We start from the raw sequence: 15,237 nt of genomic DNA, 5'->3' as shown, positions 1-15,237 counted from the left end.
ACCTCCCCGTGACGTCTTTGGATGACAAGCTCGCCGCCCTGCCCGAGCACCTGCGTGCGGAAGCGCTGCGCAGGCTCGCCGGGACCCAACCGCCCGCGGCCCCGGCGCCGACCGTGCCGGTGGTGGCCCGCGGCGGCCCGCTGCCGCTGTCCTCGGCCCAGCAGAGCCTGTGGTTCCTCGCCGAGTTGGACCCGGGCAGCGTCGAGTACAACGCCACTTGGGCGCTGCGGCTGCGCGGCGACCTCGACTTGGACGCCGTGACCACCGCCGTCGACACCGTCGTCAGCAGGCACGAGTCGCTGCGCACCACGTTCGACTCGATCGACGGGCGCGGCGTGCAGATCGTGCGCGCCCACATCCCCGTGCCGGTCCCCGTGCTGGACGGTAATGGCGAAACCGCTGTGCTGGAGCACCTGCGCACCGAGATGGCCACACCGTTCGACCTGCGCACCGGACCGGTGCTGCGCGCGCAGGTCGTGCGGGTCGCCGAGCAGGAACACGTGCTCGCGCTGACCATGCACCACATCGTCGGCGACGGCTGGTCCACCGGACGCCTCTTCGGCGAACTCGCCGCCGTCTACACCGCCGAGGTCCAGGGCACCGCACCGCAACTGCCCGACCTGGTGGTGCAGTACCCGGACTACGCGGCCTGGGAGCAGGACCGGGCATCGAGTGGCGCGCTCGACGACGGGCTCGACCACTGGCGCCGGGTCCTCGACGGCGTGCGGCCCCTCGACCTGCCCACCGACCGACCTCGCCCACCCGTGCGCACGCCCGCAGGCGCGGTGCACGTGTTCGACCTGCCCGCCGACCTGGTGTCCCGGCTGCGCGCACTGGCGGTGGAGAGCGGGTCGACCCTGTTCATGCCGCTGGCCGCCGCGACTACGGTGCTGCTGTCGCGGTACTCCGGGGAGCGGGACATCGCTGTAGGGACGGTCACCGCGGGCCGCGAGTTGCCCGAACTGGACGACCTCGTCGGCCTGTTCATCAACACCGTGGTGCTGCGCTCCCAGGTCGACGAGACCGCGACGTTCACCGAGTTCCTCGCCGCGTTCCGCTCGACCCTGCTGGAGGCGTTCGCGCACGCCGACGTGCCGTTCCACCGGCTGGTCGAGGCGCTGCGGCCCGAGCGCGACCCGAGCAGGCCGCCGCTGGTGCAGGTCATGGTCAACCTGCAGAACACCGCCGACACCGTGCCCACCATCCCCGGGCTGGTGGTGACCGAGGTGAAGCCGCCCATCGAGGTGGCGAAGCTGGACCTCGCGTTCGACTTCGACGACCACGGCGACGCGCTGACCTGCTCGGTCGAGTACAGCACCGACCTCTACGACGCGGCCACCGTCGAGCGCATGGGCGGGCACCTGCTGGTCCTGCTGGAGAGCGCGGTCCGGGCCCCCGAGGAGCCGATGCGCGGGCTGGCGATGCTGACCGAGCGCGAACAGCACGACCTCACAGTCGGCTGGCAAGGCCGCGAGTTGGCGACCGGGCCGGTCCGCCCGATCCACGAGGTGTTCGACGACCGCGCCGCGCTGCACCCCGACGCCGTGGCCGTGCGCAGCGGGCACGACCGGCTCACCTTCGCCGGGCTCGTCGCCCGAGCCAACCAGGTGGCGAACCACCTGGTGGAGCTGGGCGTGCGGCCCGGTGTGCTGGTCGGGGTCTGCCTCGATCGCGGTGTGGACGCCGTGGTCGCGCTGCTGGGCGTGCTCAAGGCCGGTGGCGCGTTCGTGCCGGTGGACCCCGAGTACCCGGCGCGGCGGGTGACCGAGATGCTGACCGACGCCGCGGTCCCGGTGGTGATCACCGAGCGGGCGCTGAGCGACCGGGTCACCGGAACCGGTGCGGCTCTGCTCTTCCCGGACGAAGTCGAGTCCACTTCGGACGATTCGGCGCCTGGTGTCGAGGTGTCGCCGGACGACCTGGCGTACGTCGTCTACACCTCGGGGTCGACCGGCAAGCCCAAGGGTGTGCGGATCAGCCACCGCAACGTGCACTTCATCGTGCACGTCTGGGACGACCGCTACGGGCTGAGCGCACTGCGCGGGCGCTGCCTGTCGGTGTCCAGCCTCGGTGTCGACCTGTTCTTCGGCGACTTCCTGCTCTCGGCCCTGTTCGGCGGCGAGATGCTCGTCGGCCCCGCCGAGGTGATGACCGACCCACCCGCGCTCGCCGCGCTGGTCGCGGCCGAGGCGCCGCAGATCCTGATCACCACGCCGTCGCTGCTCAAGGCCGTCGCCCAGGAGCCGGAGTGGGTCGGCGGTCTCGCCGCGCTGCGCGTGCTGGCCATCGGGTCCGAGCCGTGGCTGGTCGAGGATTGCGCCCAGGTACTGGCCCACCTCGGTCCGGATACCCTGGTCACCAACAACTACGGCGCCACCGAGACCACTGTGGACTCCACGGTGTTCGACGTGCGGTCGGTCGGCGAGGACGGCCCGGCGATCATGCCGATCGGTCGACCACTGGCCAACACCACGGTCTACGTCCTCGACCCGCACGGCCGCCCGGTGCCGGTCGGTGTGCCCGGCGAGATCCACGTCGGCGGCGACGGTGTCGCCCAGGGCTACCTCAACCGCCCCGAGTTGACCGAGCAGCGGTTCACCGCCGACCCGTTCGCCACGACCCCCGGGGCTCGGCTCTACCGGACGGGCGATGTCGGCCGGTGGCGCGTCGACGGCACCCTGGAGATCGCGGGCCGGGTCGACGACCAGGTCAAGGTCCGCGGGTTCCGCGTCGAACTCGGCGAGGTGGAGACCGCCATGGCCCGCCACGTGGGCATTTCCGCTGCCGCGGCGGCCGTGCGGCGTACCGACGACGGCCGCGACCGCCTGGTCGGCTACGCGGTGCCCGCCGCTGGTGGCGTGCCCGACTTGGCCGCGCTCCGCGCGTTCCTGGCCGACAGCCTGCCCGATCCCGCCGTGCCCTCGGCGTTGGTCGTCCTCGACGCGCTGCCGATGACCCCGAACGGCACCCTCGACCGCCGCGCCCTGCCGACGCCGCAGTGGCAGGTGCGCGGTGCGGCAGACCGGGTGGCGCCGCGCGATCACGTGGAGACCGTGCTGGTCGAGGTGTGGGCGGACCTGCTGGGCGCCGACCGGGCCGCGATCGGCGTCACCGACAACTTCTTCGGCCTCGGCGGCGACTCCATCGTCGGCCTGCGGGTCGTGTCCCGGGCCCGGCAGGCCGGTCTGCGGCTCAGCGCCAAGCAGATCTTCCTGCACCAGACCATCGCCGAACTGGCGCGCATGGTCACCGTCGACGAGGCGCCCACCGCCGTGGCAGGCCCCGCGACCGGTGAGGCCCGCCTGACCCCGGTCCAGCGCTGGTACTTCGAGCGCTTCCCCGACGGCGCGGCGCACTACACCCAGTCGGTGTTCCTCGAACTGGCGCCCGAGGTCGACCTCGCCGCGCTGGACACCGCGCTGACCGCCGTGTTCGACCACCACGACGCGTTCCGCCTCCGGTTCGAGCACACGGCCGATGGATGGCGCCAGCACTACACCGAGTCCGGCCACGGCATCACCAGCCAGTCGGTCGACTTGTCCGTTGTGGAGGATTGGGAAGCCGCTGTTCGAACGGCTACTTTGGCCGCGCAGATAGGCATGCGGCTGACCGGTGGTCCCGTGGGTGCCGCCATCCTGTTCACCTCCGATGACGCTTCCCGGCTTCTCCTCGCCGCGCACCACCTCGTGGTCGACGGCGTGTCCTGGCGGGTGATCCTCGCGGACCTCGCACAGGCGTACGCCGCCGCCGCGCAAGGCCGCGCGCCCGAACTCCCCGGGCGCACCAGCTCGTTCGGCCACTGGTCGGAGCGCCTGCACGAAGCCGTCGCGGCGGGCCGCTTCGACGCTGAGCGCGAGTACTGGGCCGCCGTGGAGCGGGAGGTCGACCAGCCTCTCCCGGTCGACGACGACGGCCCGAACCTGGTCGGCAGCTCAGCCGTGGTGTCGGTCGAGATGGACCCGGACACGACCACGGCCTTGTTGCAGGACGTGCCCGACACCTACCGCACACAGGTCAACGACATCCTGCTCAGTGCGCTTGCCGCCGTGCTGACCCGCTGGACCGGCGGCGCCACCATCGGCGTCGAGATCGAGGGCCACGGCCGCGAAGACCTGTTCCCCGACGTCGACCTGTCCAGCACGGTCGGTTGGTTCACCACGATCTACCCCGTCGCCCTCACCCCCGGACCCGACTGGGCCACCACCATCAAGACCGTCAAGGAACGCCTCCGCGCCGTCCCCTCCGCGGGCCTGGGCTATGGCGCATTGCGCTACCTCGCCGAGGACTCTGGCCTCGGGCAGGTGGGGGAGTGCCAGGTCGGGTTCAACTACCACGGCCGGTTAGACCTAGACGAGACCGACGACGGCGCCCCCTACCGGCGCTGGCTAACCAGTCCGGTCCGCGACGAGGGTGACGACCTCGCCCGCGCCAACCTGATCGAGGTCATCGGCATGGTCCGCGAAGGGCGGCTCCGGTTCGACTGGGAGTACTCCACCGCCCGCCACGACCACGCCACCATCGCGCGCCTGGCCGAGGAGTACACCGCCGCGCTCCGCGAGATCGTCGAGCACTGCGCCCAGCCGGGCACCGGCGGCCGCACCCCGTCGGACTTCCCGCTGGCCGGGCTGGACCAGGCGAGCGTTGACCGGATCGCGGGCGACGGAACCCTGGTCGAGGACGTCTACCCGCTGACCCCCATGCAGAACGGCCTGCTGTTCCACTCCCTCGGCGGGCACGACACCGACATCTACCTCACCCACTTCGGCGTTCACCTCGACGGCGTCACCGACCCCCGGGAGCTCGACGGGGCCTGGCAGCGCGTGCTCGACGCGACCCCGGTCCTGCGCACGGCGGTGTCCGGCGCCGAGGCGGGCGAGCCCCGTCAGGTCGTCCACAAGGGTGTTCGACTGCCAGTGGCGCACCACGACTGGCGCGGGTTGACCGAGGCCGAGCGCGACGAGGCCGAGCGGGCGCTGTGGGAGGAGGCCAAGCGCACTCGGATCGACCTGACCCGCCCGCCGCTGCTGCGCCTGCACCTGGCCCGGACCAGCGACACCAGCGTGTTCCTGCTCTGCTCGTCGCACCACATCCTGCTGGACGGCTGGAGCTTCGCCGAGGTCCTGTCCGACGTCTACGAGCAGTACGCCGCGCGGACCCCGGTCGCCCCCAAGGCCCGCAGGCCGTACCGCGAGTACGTGCGGTGGCTCGGCGAACAGGACCAGGACGCGGCGGCGGAGCACTGGCGCGGCGTGCTGGCCGGGTTCACCGCGCCCACCCCGCTCCCGTTCGACCGCGTCCCTACCCGCGCGCACCAGACACACGACTCCGCCTGGTTCGACCTGGCCCTGAGTGCCGTCGACACCACTCGACTGGTCGACTTCGCTCGCCACAGCCGGGTCACGGTCAACACGATCCTGCAAGCCGCGTGGGCGCTGCTGCTGGCCCGGTTCAGCGGCGAACGCGACGTCTGCTTCGGCACCACCGTGTCCGGCAGGCCAGCCGACCTCGCCGGTGCCGACGACATGATCGGCCTGTTCATCAACACCCTGCCCGCCCGGATCACCCTCGACCGCGACCTCGACGTCGCGTCCTGGCTGCGCCGGATCCAGGAGCAGCAGGTCCACGCCCGCCAGCACGAACACGTGTCACTGGCCCAGGTGCGGCAGTGGAGCGAGGTGGAGCAGGGCAGCGGACTGTTCGACAGCGCCGTGGTGTTCGAGAACTACCCGTGGGACGCCGACGCGGCAGGCAAGAGCGGGCTGGTCGCGCGGTCGATGACCAGCGCCGAGTCCTCCACCTTCGCCCTGACCTGTGTCGCCGAGCTGACCGGCGCGCTGAGCATGCGCTTCGGCTACGACCCGCACTTGTTCGACCGGGACACCGCCGCACGCATGTCCGAGCACCTGTTGCGCACGCTGTCGGACCTGGTCGAGTCCCCGACCGCGCCGCTGTCACGGCTGCCCGCGGTCGGTGGCGAGGAACTGCGCAGGCTCGTGGTCGACTGGAACGACTCGGCGGCCGAGTACCCGCAGCGGTGCCTGCACGAGATCTTCGCCGACCACGCGCGCCGCACCCCGGACGCACCCGCCGTGGTCTGCGGGGACGTGCGGCTCACCTACGGCGAACTGGACGCCCGCGCCGATCTCTTGGCCGGGGAGTTGGCCATGCGCGGTGTGGGGCTGGAGGTCCCGGTCGCGGTGTTCCTCGATGGCGGACCGGACATGATCACCGCGCTGCTCGGCGTGCTCAAGGCAGGCGGCGCCTACGTGCCCGTCGACCCGGGCTACCCGGCCGAGCGCGTGGCCCACCTGTTCGCCGACACGGCCGTCCCGCTGGTGCTCACCGAGTCCCGACTGGTCGACCGGCTTCCGGCCACGGCGGCGGAGGTGTTCCTGCTCGACGGGCCCAGGGCTGTCGCGGCCCCGCTACCTGCGGTGGTTGTGCACCCGGACAACCTCGCCGGGCTGATCTTCACCTCCGGGTCGACCGGCATCCCCAAGGGCTCGATGATCACCCACCGGGGTCTGGTGCGGCTGGTCCTCGCCGAGGGCGAGCACACCTTCGGCGGCGCGCCGGTCATCGCCCAGCACCACTCCATCTCGTTCGACGCGGCCCAGAACGAGATCTGGAACGCCCTGCTCACCGGCGCCTGCCTGGCCGTTCGGCCCGGCGGCTTCCACTCGGTGGACGAGCTCGCGGACTTCCTGCGGGCCAACGACGTCGCCGCCATGTCCTTCGCGGCCGGGTTCTTCCACGCCATCGCCGACACCGACCCCGGCATCCTGTCCGGACTGCGGAAGGTGGTCTGCGGCGGCGAGGCGCTCTCGCCCGCGCACTGCGCCAAGGTGCTCGACCGGCTGCCCGACCTGCGGATCGTCAACGCCTATGGGCCCACCGAGTGCTCGGTGACGGCGACCTGTTCCCCGGTCGAGGAGATCCCGGCAGGCGCGGTGGCGGTGCCGGTCGGCAGGCCGGTCGCCAACTCCACCGTGCACCTGCTCGACCGCGACCTCAACCCGGTCCCGGTCGGTGTCGCGGGCGAGGCGTACATCGGCGGTGACGGTGTCACCCGAGGCTTCCTGTCTCGGCCGGGGATGACCGCCGAGCGGTTCGTCGCGGACCCGTTCGGACCGCCCGGGTCCCGGGTGTACCGCACCGGTGACCTCATGCGCAGGCGCCCCGACGGCACCCTGGAGTTCGTCGGGCGCACCGACGACCAGGTCAAGGTCCGCGGCTTCCGGATCGAGCTGGCCGAGGTCGAGAAGGCCGTCGCCCGGCACCCCCGGGTGGCCACGACCGCGGTCGTCGTCCGCGAGGACCGGCCCGGTCGCAAGCAACTGGTCGGGTATGTCGTGCCTGACGGTGAGCTGGATCCGGTCGAGCTGCGGGCCTTCGTGGCCGCCGCGCTGCCCGAGCACATGGTGCCCGCCGCGTTCGTCGTCCTCGACCGGTTCCCGCTCACCCCGAACGGCAAGGTCGACCGCCGGGCGCTGCCCGCTCCCGTTGCGGGGTCCGCTGACCGGCCGCACGTGGCCCCGAGCAGCCCCGACGAACACGCCATGGCCGCGATCTGGGCGGACGTGCTCGGCGTGGCCCGGATCGGTGCCCGGGACAACTTCTTCGACCTCGGCGGCGACTCGATCCTCAGCATCCAGGTGGTGTTCCGCAGCAGGCAGGCGGGCCTGGCGATCTCGTCGAGCGACCTGTTCCGCTACCCGACCATCGCCGAGCTGACCGCGGTGGCGGGCCAGGGCGAGCGGGTCGTGGCCAACCAGGGCGTGGTCGAGGGCGCGGTGCCGCTGACCCCGATCCAGCGCTCGTTCTTCGACCGCGAGCCCGTCGCGCCGCACCACTTCAACCAGGCCGTCCTCGTCGAACTGGTCGAGGGTGTCGACGAGGCCGCCGTGCGCGCCGCGTTCGCCGCCGTGCTCGACCACCACGACGCCCTGCGCATGCGCTACACCGTCGAGGACGGGCGGTGGACGCAGTACAACGCGCCGGTGGAAGCGGGCGAGGTGCTCCGGCGCGTTGACCTCTCCGCCGTCGCCGAGGCCGACCGCGCCGAGGTGATCCGCGCGCTCTCGGTCGAGGCTGACTCCACAATGGACCTGGCGAACGGGCCGCTGCTGCGCGCGGTGCTGTTCGACTGCGGCCCCGGCGGCCGCCCGTGGCTGCACATCACCGCCCACCACCTGGTGATCGACACCGTGTCGTGGCGGGTGCTCAGCGACGACCTGGACACCGCGTACCGCCAGGCCCGCGCGGGCGAGCCTGTCCGACTCGGCGCCAAGACGACCTCGTTCCGCGACTGGGCGCTGCGGCTGGCCGGACACGTCATCGACGGCGGTTTCGACGACGATCTCGAACACTGGGTCGCCCTCCCTGCTCCGACTCCGCTCCCGGTCGACCACAACGGGCCCAACGTCGTGTCCTCCCGGCAGGTGCTGCGGTTCTCGCTCACCGAACAGGACACCGCCATCCTGCTGCACGTCGCCCCCGGCACCTTCCGCGCCCGGGTCAACGACGTGCTGCTCGGCGCACTGGCCTGGGCGCTGTGCCGCTGGACCGGCTCGGACCGGCTGCTGGTCGAACTGGAGGGCCACGGCCGCGAGGAGATCTTCGACGACGTCGACCTGTCCCGCACCGTCGGCTGGTTCACCACCTCGTACCCGGTGCTGCTCGCCGTGCCTGAGGGTGACGACTGGGCGTCGCTGGTGAAGTCTGTGCGCCGCAGTCTGCGCGCGGTACCCACCAACGGCCTGAGCCACGGCGCACTGTCCCACCTCAGCCCGTCCGGAGTACTGGCGGAGCGTGCCCATCCGCAGGTGGTGTTCAACTACCACAGCCAAATCGACGAGATCACCCGCGTAGCCGGCCGCTCCCTCTACCACACCTTCCACGACAGCACCGGCGCCGAACAGCACTCCGGCGAAAAGGCGTTGCAGCTCCTGGAGATCGTCGGCGCCGCACAAGACGGACGCCTGTCGTTCGACTGGCACTACTCCACCGCAGTCCACGACTTGTCCACCGTCGAACACGTGGCGGGGGAGTTCCTGGCCGCCCTGACCGCCATCGCCCGCCAGTGCGACGCGACGGTCGAGGGAGAACTGCCGTGAGCACCGTGGACCACCGGACGCTGACTGACCTGCTGACCCGCTTGGCGGCCGTGCACCCGGAGCCCGTGTCGTCGGTGCCGCAGGTGGACGACAAGGAGGTGTCGGACTGGTTCGACACCTCGACCGACCCGGCGATCGCGCGGGCGTCGGTGGCGGTGGCGCGGAAGGTGCCGGGCGCGCAGCCGGCCGTCGCGATTGGGGTGGAGACCTCGGGGACCGGTCGCGTGGTCACTGCCGGGTTTGCTTTCCCGGTCGGCCTGCTGACCGAGCCGTTTGCCGCCATCGCCCGCCGGTGCGACCCGACGGTCGAGAGAGAGGTGCCGTGAGCACCGTGGATCACCGGACGCTGACTGACCTGTCGACCCGTTTAACTGCCGTGCATTCTGTGGCGAGCACGCAGCTCGCCGTGCGGTGGCAGGGCGAGGTGATCGTCACCGAGACCAGGGCGGCGACCGCGCGCACCAGCCGCGCGGTAACGGCCGGCTCCGCCTTGCTGGCTGGCTCGCTGACGAAGCCGTGCACTGCCGTCGCCCGCCAGTGTGGTGCGATCGTGGAGGGGGAGTTGTCGTGGATCGCCGGACGTTGACCGATCTGTTGACCCGCTTGGCGGCCGTGCACTCGGTGCCGGGCGCGCAGCTCGCCGTGCGGTGGCGGGGCGAGGTGATCACCGCCGAGATCGGGGTGGAGACCTCCGGCACCAGCCGCGTGGTCACCGCCGGATCTGCCTTCCCGGTCGGCTCGCTCACTAAGCCGTTCACCGCCACCGCCGCGATGATGCTGGTGGCCGATGGCGATCTGGAGCTCGACGAGCCCATCGGTGAGTACCTGCGTGAGGTGCGCGGAACGGCCACCGGGCAGGTCACCCTGCGCGGGCTGCTCAGCCACACCGCCGGGCTAGCTGCCAATGTCGACGAACTGCCCACCGGCACCACCCGCCGTCGCTGGGCCGGGACGCGGGCCGGGCATGCCGTGGCGCATCAGCCGGGAACCGCGTTCTCCTACGCCAACACCGGGTACCTCCTGGCGGGCCTGCTCGTCGAGGAGGTCACCGGTATGGGGTGGCGCGAGGCTGTTCAGTCGATGGTGTTGCGGCCGTTGGACATCAAGCCCTCGTTCGTGCTCGGCCCGGTCGCCCGCGGTCCCATCACCGGGCACGCCGTGCTGCGCGATGGCACGGTGGTCCCGGTCGCCGCGCAGACCGTCACCGCGCTGGAGGAACCGGTCGCCGCACTGGCCGCCAGCGCCACCGACCTGGTGCGGTTCGCCGAAGCCCACCTGCCCAGTCATCCCGGGCCGGGACTGCTGGATCCCGGTCGCGCCAAGGACATGCGGCGCGATGTGACCGCTGGGCTGGCCGCGGGGCCGTTCGGGCTGGCTGACGGCTGGGGTGCGGGGTGGTCGCTCTACCGGAGCAGCGGACCGGAGTGGTTCGGCCACGACGGCACCGGCGACGGCGCCTGGTCGCACCTGCGCGTGGAACCCGACAGCGGCACGGTCGTCGCCCTGCTGACCAACGCCAACACCGGCGTGGACGTCTGGGAGGCGCTCGTCGCCGAACTCGGCATCGAGATCGGCCACCACTCCATGTCCCACCTCGTCGACCCAGGCGACCCGGTGGCCGGGCCCACCGACGCCGTTGGCCGCTACACCAACGGGTCCGAGAGCTACACCGTCACGGCGGACGCGGGCCGCCTGCACCTGGCCGCCGACGCCGAGCCGAGCGCGGAGCTGACCTGCTACGACAGCGACCAGTTCACCACCACCGCCCGCACCGGCGCGCTGCCCCTGCTCGGCCGCTTCCTCCGGCACCCGGGCACCGGCGAGATCCACTCCCTCCAGGTCACCGGCCGCCTGGCCAGGCGCACGTGATCACCCCACGGAGGAATCCCCGATGACCGAACGCACCCTGTACCAGCGGTTCGCCGACACCGCCGCACGGTTCCCCGACGTCGTCGCGCTGGAGGTCGGCGACCGGGCAGTGACCTACCGGCAACTCCACGCCCACGCCGAGGCCCTCGCCGCCGCACTGCCCCTGGCTGCGGGTACGGCACAGCCCCGGATCGCGCTGTTGGCCAGCCGCAGCCTCGTGGCGTTCACCGGGTACCTCGCCGCCCTCCGGCTCGGTGCCGCCGTCGTGCCGCTCAACCCGCGCTACCCGGCCAGGCGCAACGCCCTGATCTGCCGCACCGCCCGCCCGGACGTGCTGATCGCCGACGAGTCCGGCGCCGACCAGCTCGACGGGGACCTGGCCGACCTCGCGGGCTCGGTGTTCGAACTGGCCGACGACGACGTGCCCGATCTCGATCCCGGCAGCCTGCCCGCACATCGCCCGGACCCCGACGCGGTCGCCTATGTGCTGTTCACCTCCGGCTCCACCGGCACACCGAAGGGCGTCCCGATCACCCACCGCGCGGCGGCGGCGTACGTGGCGCACAACGCCGACCACTACGGCCTCGAACCCGGCTGCCGCACCTCGCACACCTTCGACCTGACCTTCGACCCGTCGGTGTTCGACCTGTTCGCCACCTGGAGCAGCGGCGCGACCCTGGTGTGCCCGCAGCGCGAGGACCTGCTGAACCCGGTCGACTACCTCGTCGACCGGGCCATCACGCACTGGTTCTCCGTGCCGTCCGCGGTTTCGGTCAGCACGGGCCTCGGCGCGCTGCCCGCCCGCCGGGTCACCACCTTGCGGCACAGCGTGTTCATCGGCGAGCAGTTGACCTACACGCAGGCGGCGGCGTGGCAACGGCTCAACCCGAGCGCGCCCATCGACAACGTCTACGGCCCGACCGAGCTGACCGTCGCCTGCACCCGCTACCGCCTGCCCGCCGACCCCGCGCGGTGGCCCACCACGTCGAACGACACCGTGCCGATCGGACCGGTGTACGACTTCCTGGCCTCGGTCGTCGTCGGTGAGGACGGTTTCCCCGCGGTGGAGGGCGAACTGTGCGTGCGCGGCGTCCAGCGGTTCGACGGGTATGTGCGCGAGGAGGACAACCGGGGCCGGTTCCTGGTCCACGACGACGGCCGCTGGTCTGAGTCGTCGAGCGCGGTCCCAGGGCCGGAGGAGTACTACCGGACCGGCGACCGGGTCCGCTGGGAGCACGGCGAACTGGTCCACCTCGGCAGGTTGGACCAGCAGGTCAAGATCCGCGGCTACCGGGTGGAACTCGGCGAGATCGAGTCGGTGCTGACCCGGCACGAGGCCGCCACCCAGGCCGTCGTCGTCGTACTGCGCGAGGGGGACGCGGTGCGGCTGGCCGGTTTCTACACCGGCACCGAGGTGCCCGACCGGCAGTTCACCCACTGGCTGCGCGAGCGGCTGCCCGCGCACATGGTGCCCGAGCGGCTGACCCACCTGCCCGCGCTGCCGCTCAACGCCAACGGCAAGGTCGACCGCACCGCCCTCCTGGCGCTGTCCCCGAGCTGACCGCGCACCGGGACGGGGTTCGCTCGGACACCCGGCCCGCGAGCCCCGCCCCCGCGAAGAACGGACAACCCGTGCTGACCACTCCACCGGCCCAACCCTCCCAGCCCGCCCAGCCCACCCAATCCTCCCCACCCTCCACATCAGACACCCGGATCCCGCCGGAACGCGCACTCGCGCCTATCGCCTGGCGATCCGTGCTCGTCGTCGCGGGCCTGCTGTTCGCCGCATTGATGGCCTTGGCGGGCAGGCACGGGTACCTGCTCGACGAGTTGTACACGCGCGTCGCTGGCCAGCACCTCGCGTGGGCGCAGATCGACCAGCCGCCCTTGCCCGCGCTGGTGGCACGCCTGGAGACGATCCTCCTCGGCGACACCGTCACCGCGCTGCGCGTCGCCCCGGCGCTGGTCGCGGCCGCGCTGGTGGTGCTCTCCGCGCTGATCGCCCGAGAACTCGGCGGCACCGGACGGGCCCAGTTCCTCGCGGCGGCGGCCGCGGCGACCAGCGGGTTCGTGGCCAACACCGGGCACTTCCTGACCACCAACGACTTCGACGCCCTGTCCTGGGTCGGCGTGTTGTTGCTGGCGATCCGGATGGCGCGCACCCGCGACCTCAAGCTGTGGTTGGCCATCGGCGCCGTGGTGGGCGTCGGGCTCTACGGGAAGTACCTCATCGCGCTGCTGCTGATCTCGCTGGCCGTGTCGGTGCTGGTCTGCGGCCCGCGCGACCTGCTGCGCGGCAAGTGGCTCCCGCTCGGCGTGCTGATCGCGCTGGTCATCCCGGCGCCGGTGCTGCTGTGGCAGGCGTTCACCGGTTGGCCGCAGTTCGAGATGGCCGCCGCGGTGTCCAAGGCCCTCGAAGACCTGGCCGTCGTGTCGTTCCTGCCCATCCTGATCCTCATCATGGGCCTGTTCCTGACCCCGTTCTGGGTCGCCGGGCTCGTCGCGCTGCTGCGCAGGCCGCGGTGGCGCCAGTACCGGTTCGTCGCGGTGGCGTTCCCGGTGATGATCGCGCTGCTGATCGTCACCGGCGGGCCGTCCAACTACGCGTCGGCGTTGCAGTTCGTGCTGCTCTCCGCCGGTGCGGTGGTGGTCGACGGGTGGACGCGCACGGTGACCCGCAAGGTGGTCATCGGCGTGGCGCTGGTCGCCAACGCGGCGCTGTCGGCGGTGCTGACCCTGCCCGTGCTCCCCATCCAGACCTACGCCGACGACGGGGTGCTGCAGAACTCGTCCTTCGTGCAGTTCGACCAGGTCGGCTGGCCGGAACTCGCCGCGCAGGCCGCCGCCGTGTACCGGGCGCTGCCCGCCGAGGACCAGGCCCGCGCGGTGTTCTACGGCAACCACTACGGGCAGGCCGGGGCGCTGGACCGGTACGGCCCCGAACTCGGGCTGCCGCGGGCGTACAGCGGCCACAACTCGTACGCGGACTTCGGTGTGCCGACCGAGGACAAGACCGTCGTGATCGCCATCGGTGTCGACCGCGCCCTGTTCACCGACCTGTTCGCCTCCTGCGAGCAGCGCGGCGCGTTCACCCTCGACCTCCCGGTTTCGGACCGTGGTCAGGAGTTCCTGGTCTGCCGCGACCCGGTGCGCTCGTGGGCGCAGACCTGGCCGCGGTTGCGCTGGATCGGCTTCCAGTGCCCGTACACCACGAAGCCGGTGACGGCCACCAGCGCGACCGGCTGCGACTGACCGGACACCGGTCCGGCAACACCCCGCCCAGCGGTCCGTGCCCAGCGCACGACCGCTGGGCTGTTGCCGTCCGCTGGTCGGCCGAGTGTCCGGTTGGGACCCTGTGGCATGTGCCGCCCGGTGGTGTTGCCGGGTGACATCCCGGGCTCGTTCCGCGTGGTTCCCCGGGTTGGTTCCGGGGTCGTTCTCGCGGCTGATGTGGCGGCCGGAGGGGTGTGGCATGCTTTTGGCAGGGGTCGCAGGGGGTAGACCACAGAAGGAGATGTGTGGTGCGTGGTCAGCGCAAGTCCTCCGACGACGACGTCCGCGACGTGTCGGAAGCCGAGCGGGAGGAAGAGGAACGCGAGGCCCGCGAGATTCGCGAGCGGGTGTTGCGCTTCCTCGAGGAGCAGAACGGCGGGTCCGGTGTGGAGGGATGACCGGCACCGGTCGCCGGTGAGGCCGAACGCCGCCGGATAGCCGTTGCCGCGTGGGCGAACGGTGGTGCGGCTGTCGCGCGTTCACCGTTGTGTTCAGGGATCCGGTGGAGCGCGCCGCTATCCATGAACGATGTCGAACAACATCGCCCCCGGGCAGACGGTCGCGGTCCGCGTCGTCACACCCGAGCTGTCCCTGCCCTCCGACACCCCCGGCCGCACCGACACCGCGGCGAACGTGCGGACCGTGCGGCGGTACTACGAGACCGTCGACGCGGACGCCGTCGAGGAGTTGGTGGCCTTGTTCGCGGTCGACGGCGTCTACCGCAGGCCGGGCTACCAGCCGCTTGAGGGCCGCGAGGCGATCGAGCGCTTCTACCGCGACCAACGGGTCATCGAGTCCGGCAGGCACACCCTCACCCACGTCACCGCCGAGGCCGCCGCCGTCGCCGTGCACGGGGAGTTCGACGGCGTCCTCAAGGACGGCACGCGGGTCGGGCTGCGCTTCGCCGACTTCTTCGAGTTCGACGCGCAGGGCCTGTTCGCGCGTCGGGACACCTTCTTCTTCGCCCCCGCGGTGTGAC

8 protein-coding genes are annotated in these 15,237 nt (G+C 71.8%); all 8 read left to right on the top strand.

The features are described from left to right. Positions 1-8: 8 nt before the first annotated feature. The 8 genes from CLV68_RS20200 to CLV68_RS20175 all read left to right on the top strand — a co-directional run bounded on the left by CLV68_RS20200 (position 9) and on the right by CLV68_RS20175 (position 15,236). Positions 9-9,116 (top strand): non-ribosomal peptide synthetase, encoded by a 9,108-nt coding sequence (locus CLV68_RS20200; RefSeq protein WP_121392480.1) that lies wholly within the window; start codon positions 9-11, stop codon positions 9,114-9,116. Continuing rightward, positions 9,113-9,442 (top strand): hypothetical protein, encoded by a 330-nt coding sequence (locus CLV68_RS20195; protein WP_121392479.1) that lies wholly within the window; start codon positions 9,113-9,115, stop codon positions 9,440-9,442. Before CLV68_RS20200 ends, CLV68_RS20195 begins: the two co-directional genes overlap by 4 nt. After that, positions 9,439-9,702 (top strand): hypothetical protein, encoded by a 264-nt coding sequence (locus CLV68_RS34075; protein WP_170224484.1) that lies wholly within the window; start codon positions 9,439-9,441, stop codon positions 9,700-9,702. Before CLV68_RS20195 ends, CLV68_RS34075 begins: the two co-directional genes overlap by 4 nt. Then, entirely contained in the window at positions 9,699-10,985 is a 1,287-nt protein-coding gene (locus CLV68_RS20190) for a serine hydrolase domain-containing protein (protein ID WP_170224483.1), read from the top strand. Before CLV68_RS34075 ends, CLV68_RS20190 begins: the two co-directional genes overlap by 4 nt. Before the next feature lie 22 nt (positions 10,986-11,007). Next, complete coding sequence (locus CLV68_RS20185) at positions 11,008-12,546, top strand: amino acid adenylation domain-containing protein (RefSeq protein WP_121392477.1); 1,539 nt, start codon at positions 11,008-11,010, stop codon at positions 12,544-12,546. Positions 12,547-12,740: 194 nt separating this feature from the next. After that, a complete protein-coding gene (locus tag CLV68_RS20180; protein ID WP_121392476.1) occupies positions 12,741-14,237 on the top strand; it encodes a glycosyltransferase family 39 protein in 1,497 nt (498 codons plus the stop codon). 269 nt (positions 14,238-14,506) lie between these two features. Beyond that, a complete protein-coding gene (locus CLV68_RS34070) occupies positions 14,507-14,656 on the top strand; it encodes a hypothetical protein (RefSeq protein ID WP_170224482.1) in 150 nt (49 codons plus the stop codon). 130 nt (positions 14,657-14,786) lie between these two features. After that, the gene (locus CLV68_RS20175) at positions 14,787-15,236 is read left to right on the top strand and encodes a nuclear transport factor 2 family protein (RefSeq protein WP_121392475.1); all 450 of its coding nucleotides are present in this window, start codon (positions 14,787-14,789) and stop codon (positions 15,234-15,236) included. The last annotated feature ends 1 nt before the right edge of the window (position 15,237 follow it).

It is taken from the genome of Actinokineospora cianjurensis (assembly GCF_003663795.1).
In the GTDB taxonomy this organism is placed as follows: domain Bacteria; phylum Actinomycetota; class Actinomycetes; order Mycobacteriales; family Pseudonocardiaceae; genus Actinokineospora; species Actinokineospora terrae.
This window is presented reverse-complemented; position numbering and strand designations above follow the sequence as displayed.

Excerpts from the sequence above, each read along its gene's own strand:
- CLV68_RS20185 (WP_121392477.1), top strand. The coding sequence starts at position 11,008 with ATGACCGAACGCACCCTGTACCAGCGGTTCGCCGACACCGCCGCACGG.
- CLV68_RS20175 (WP_121392475.1), top strand. The coding sequence starts at position 14,787 with ATGTCGAACAACATCGCCCCCGGGCAGACGGTCGCGGTCCGCGTCGTC.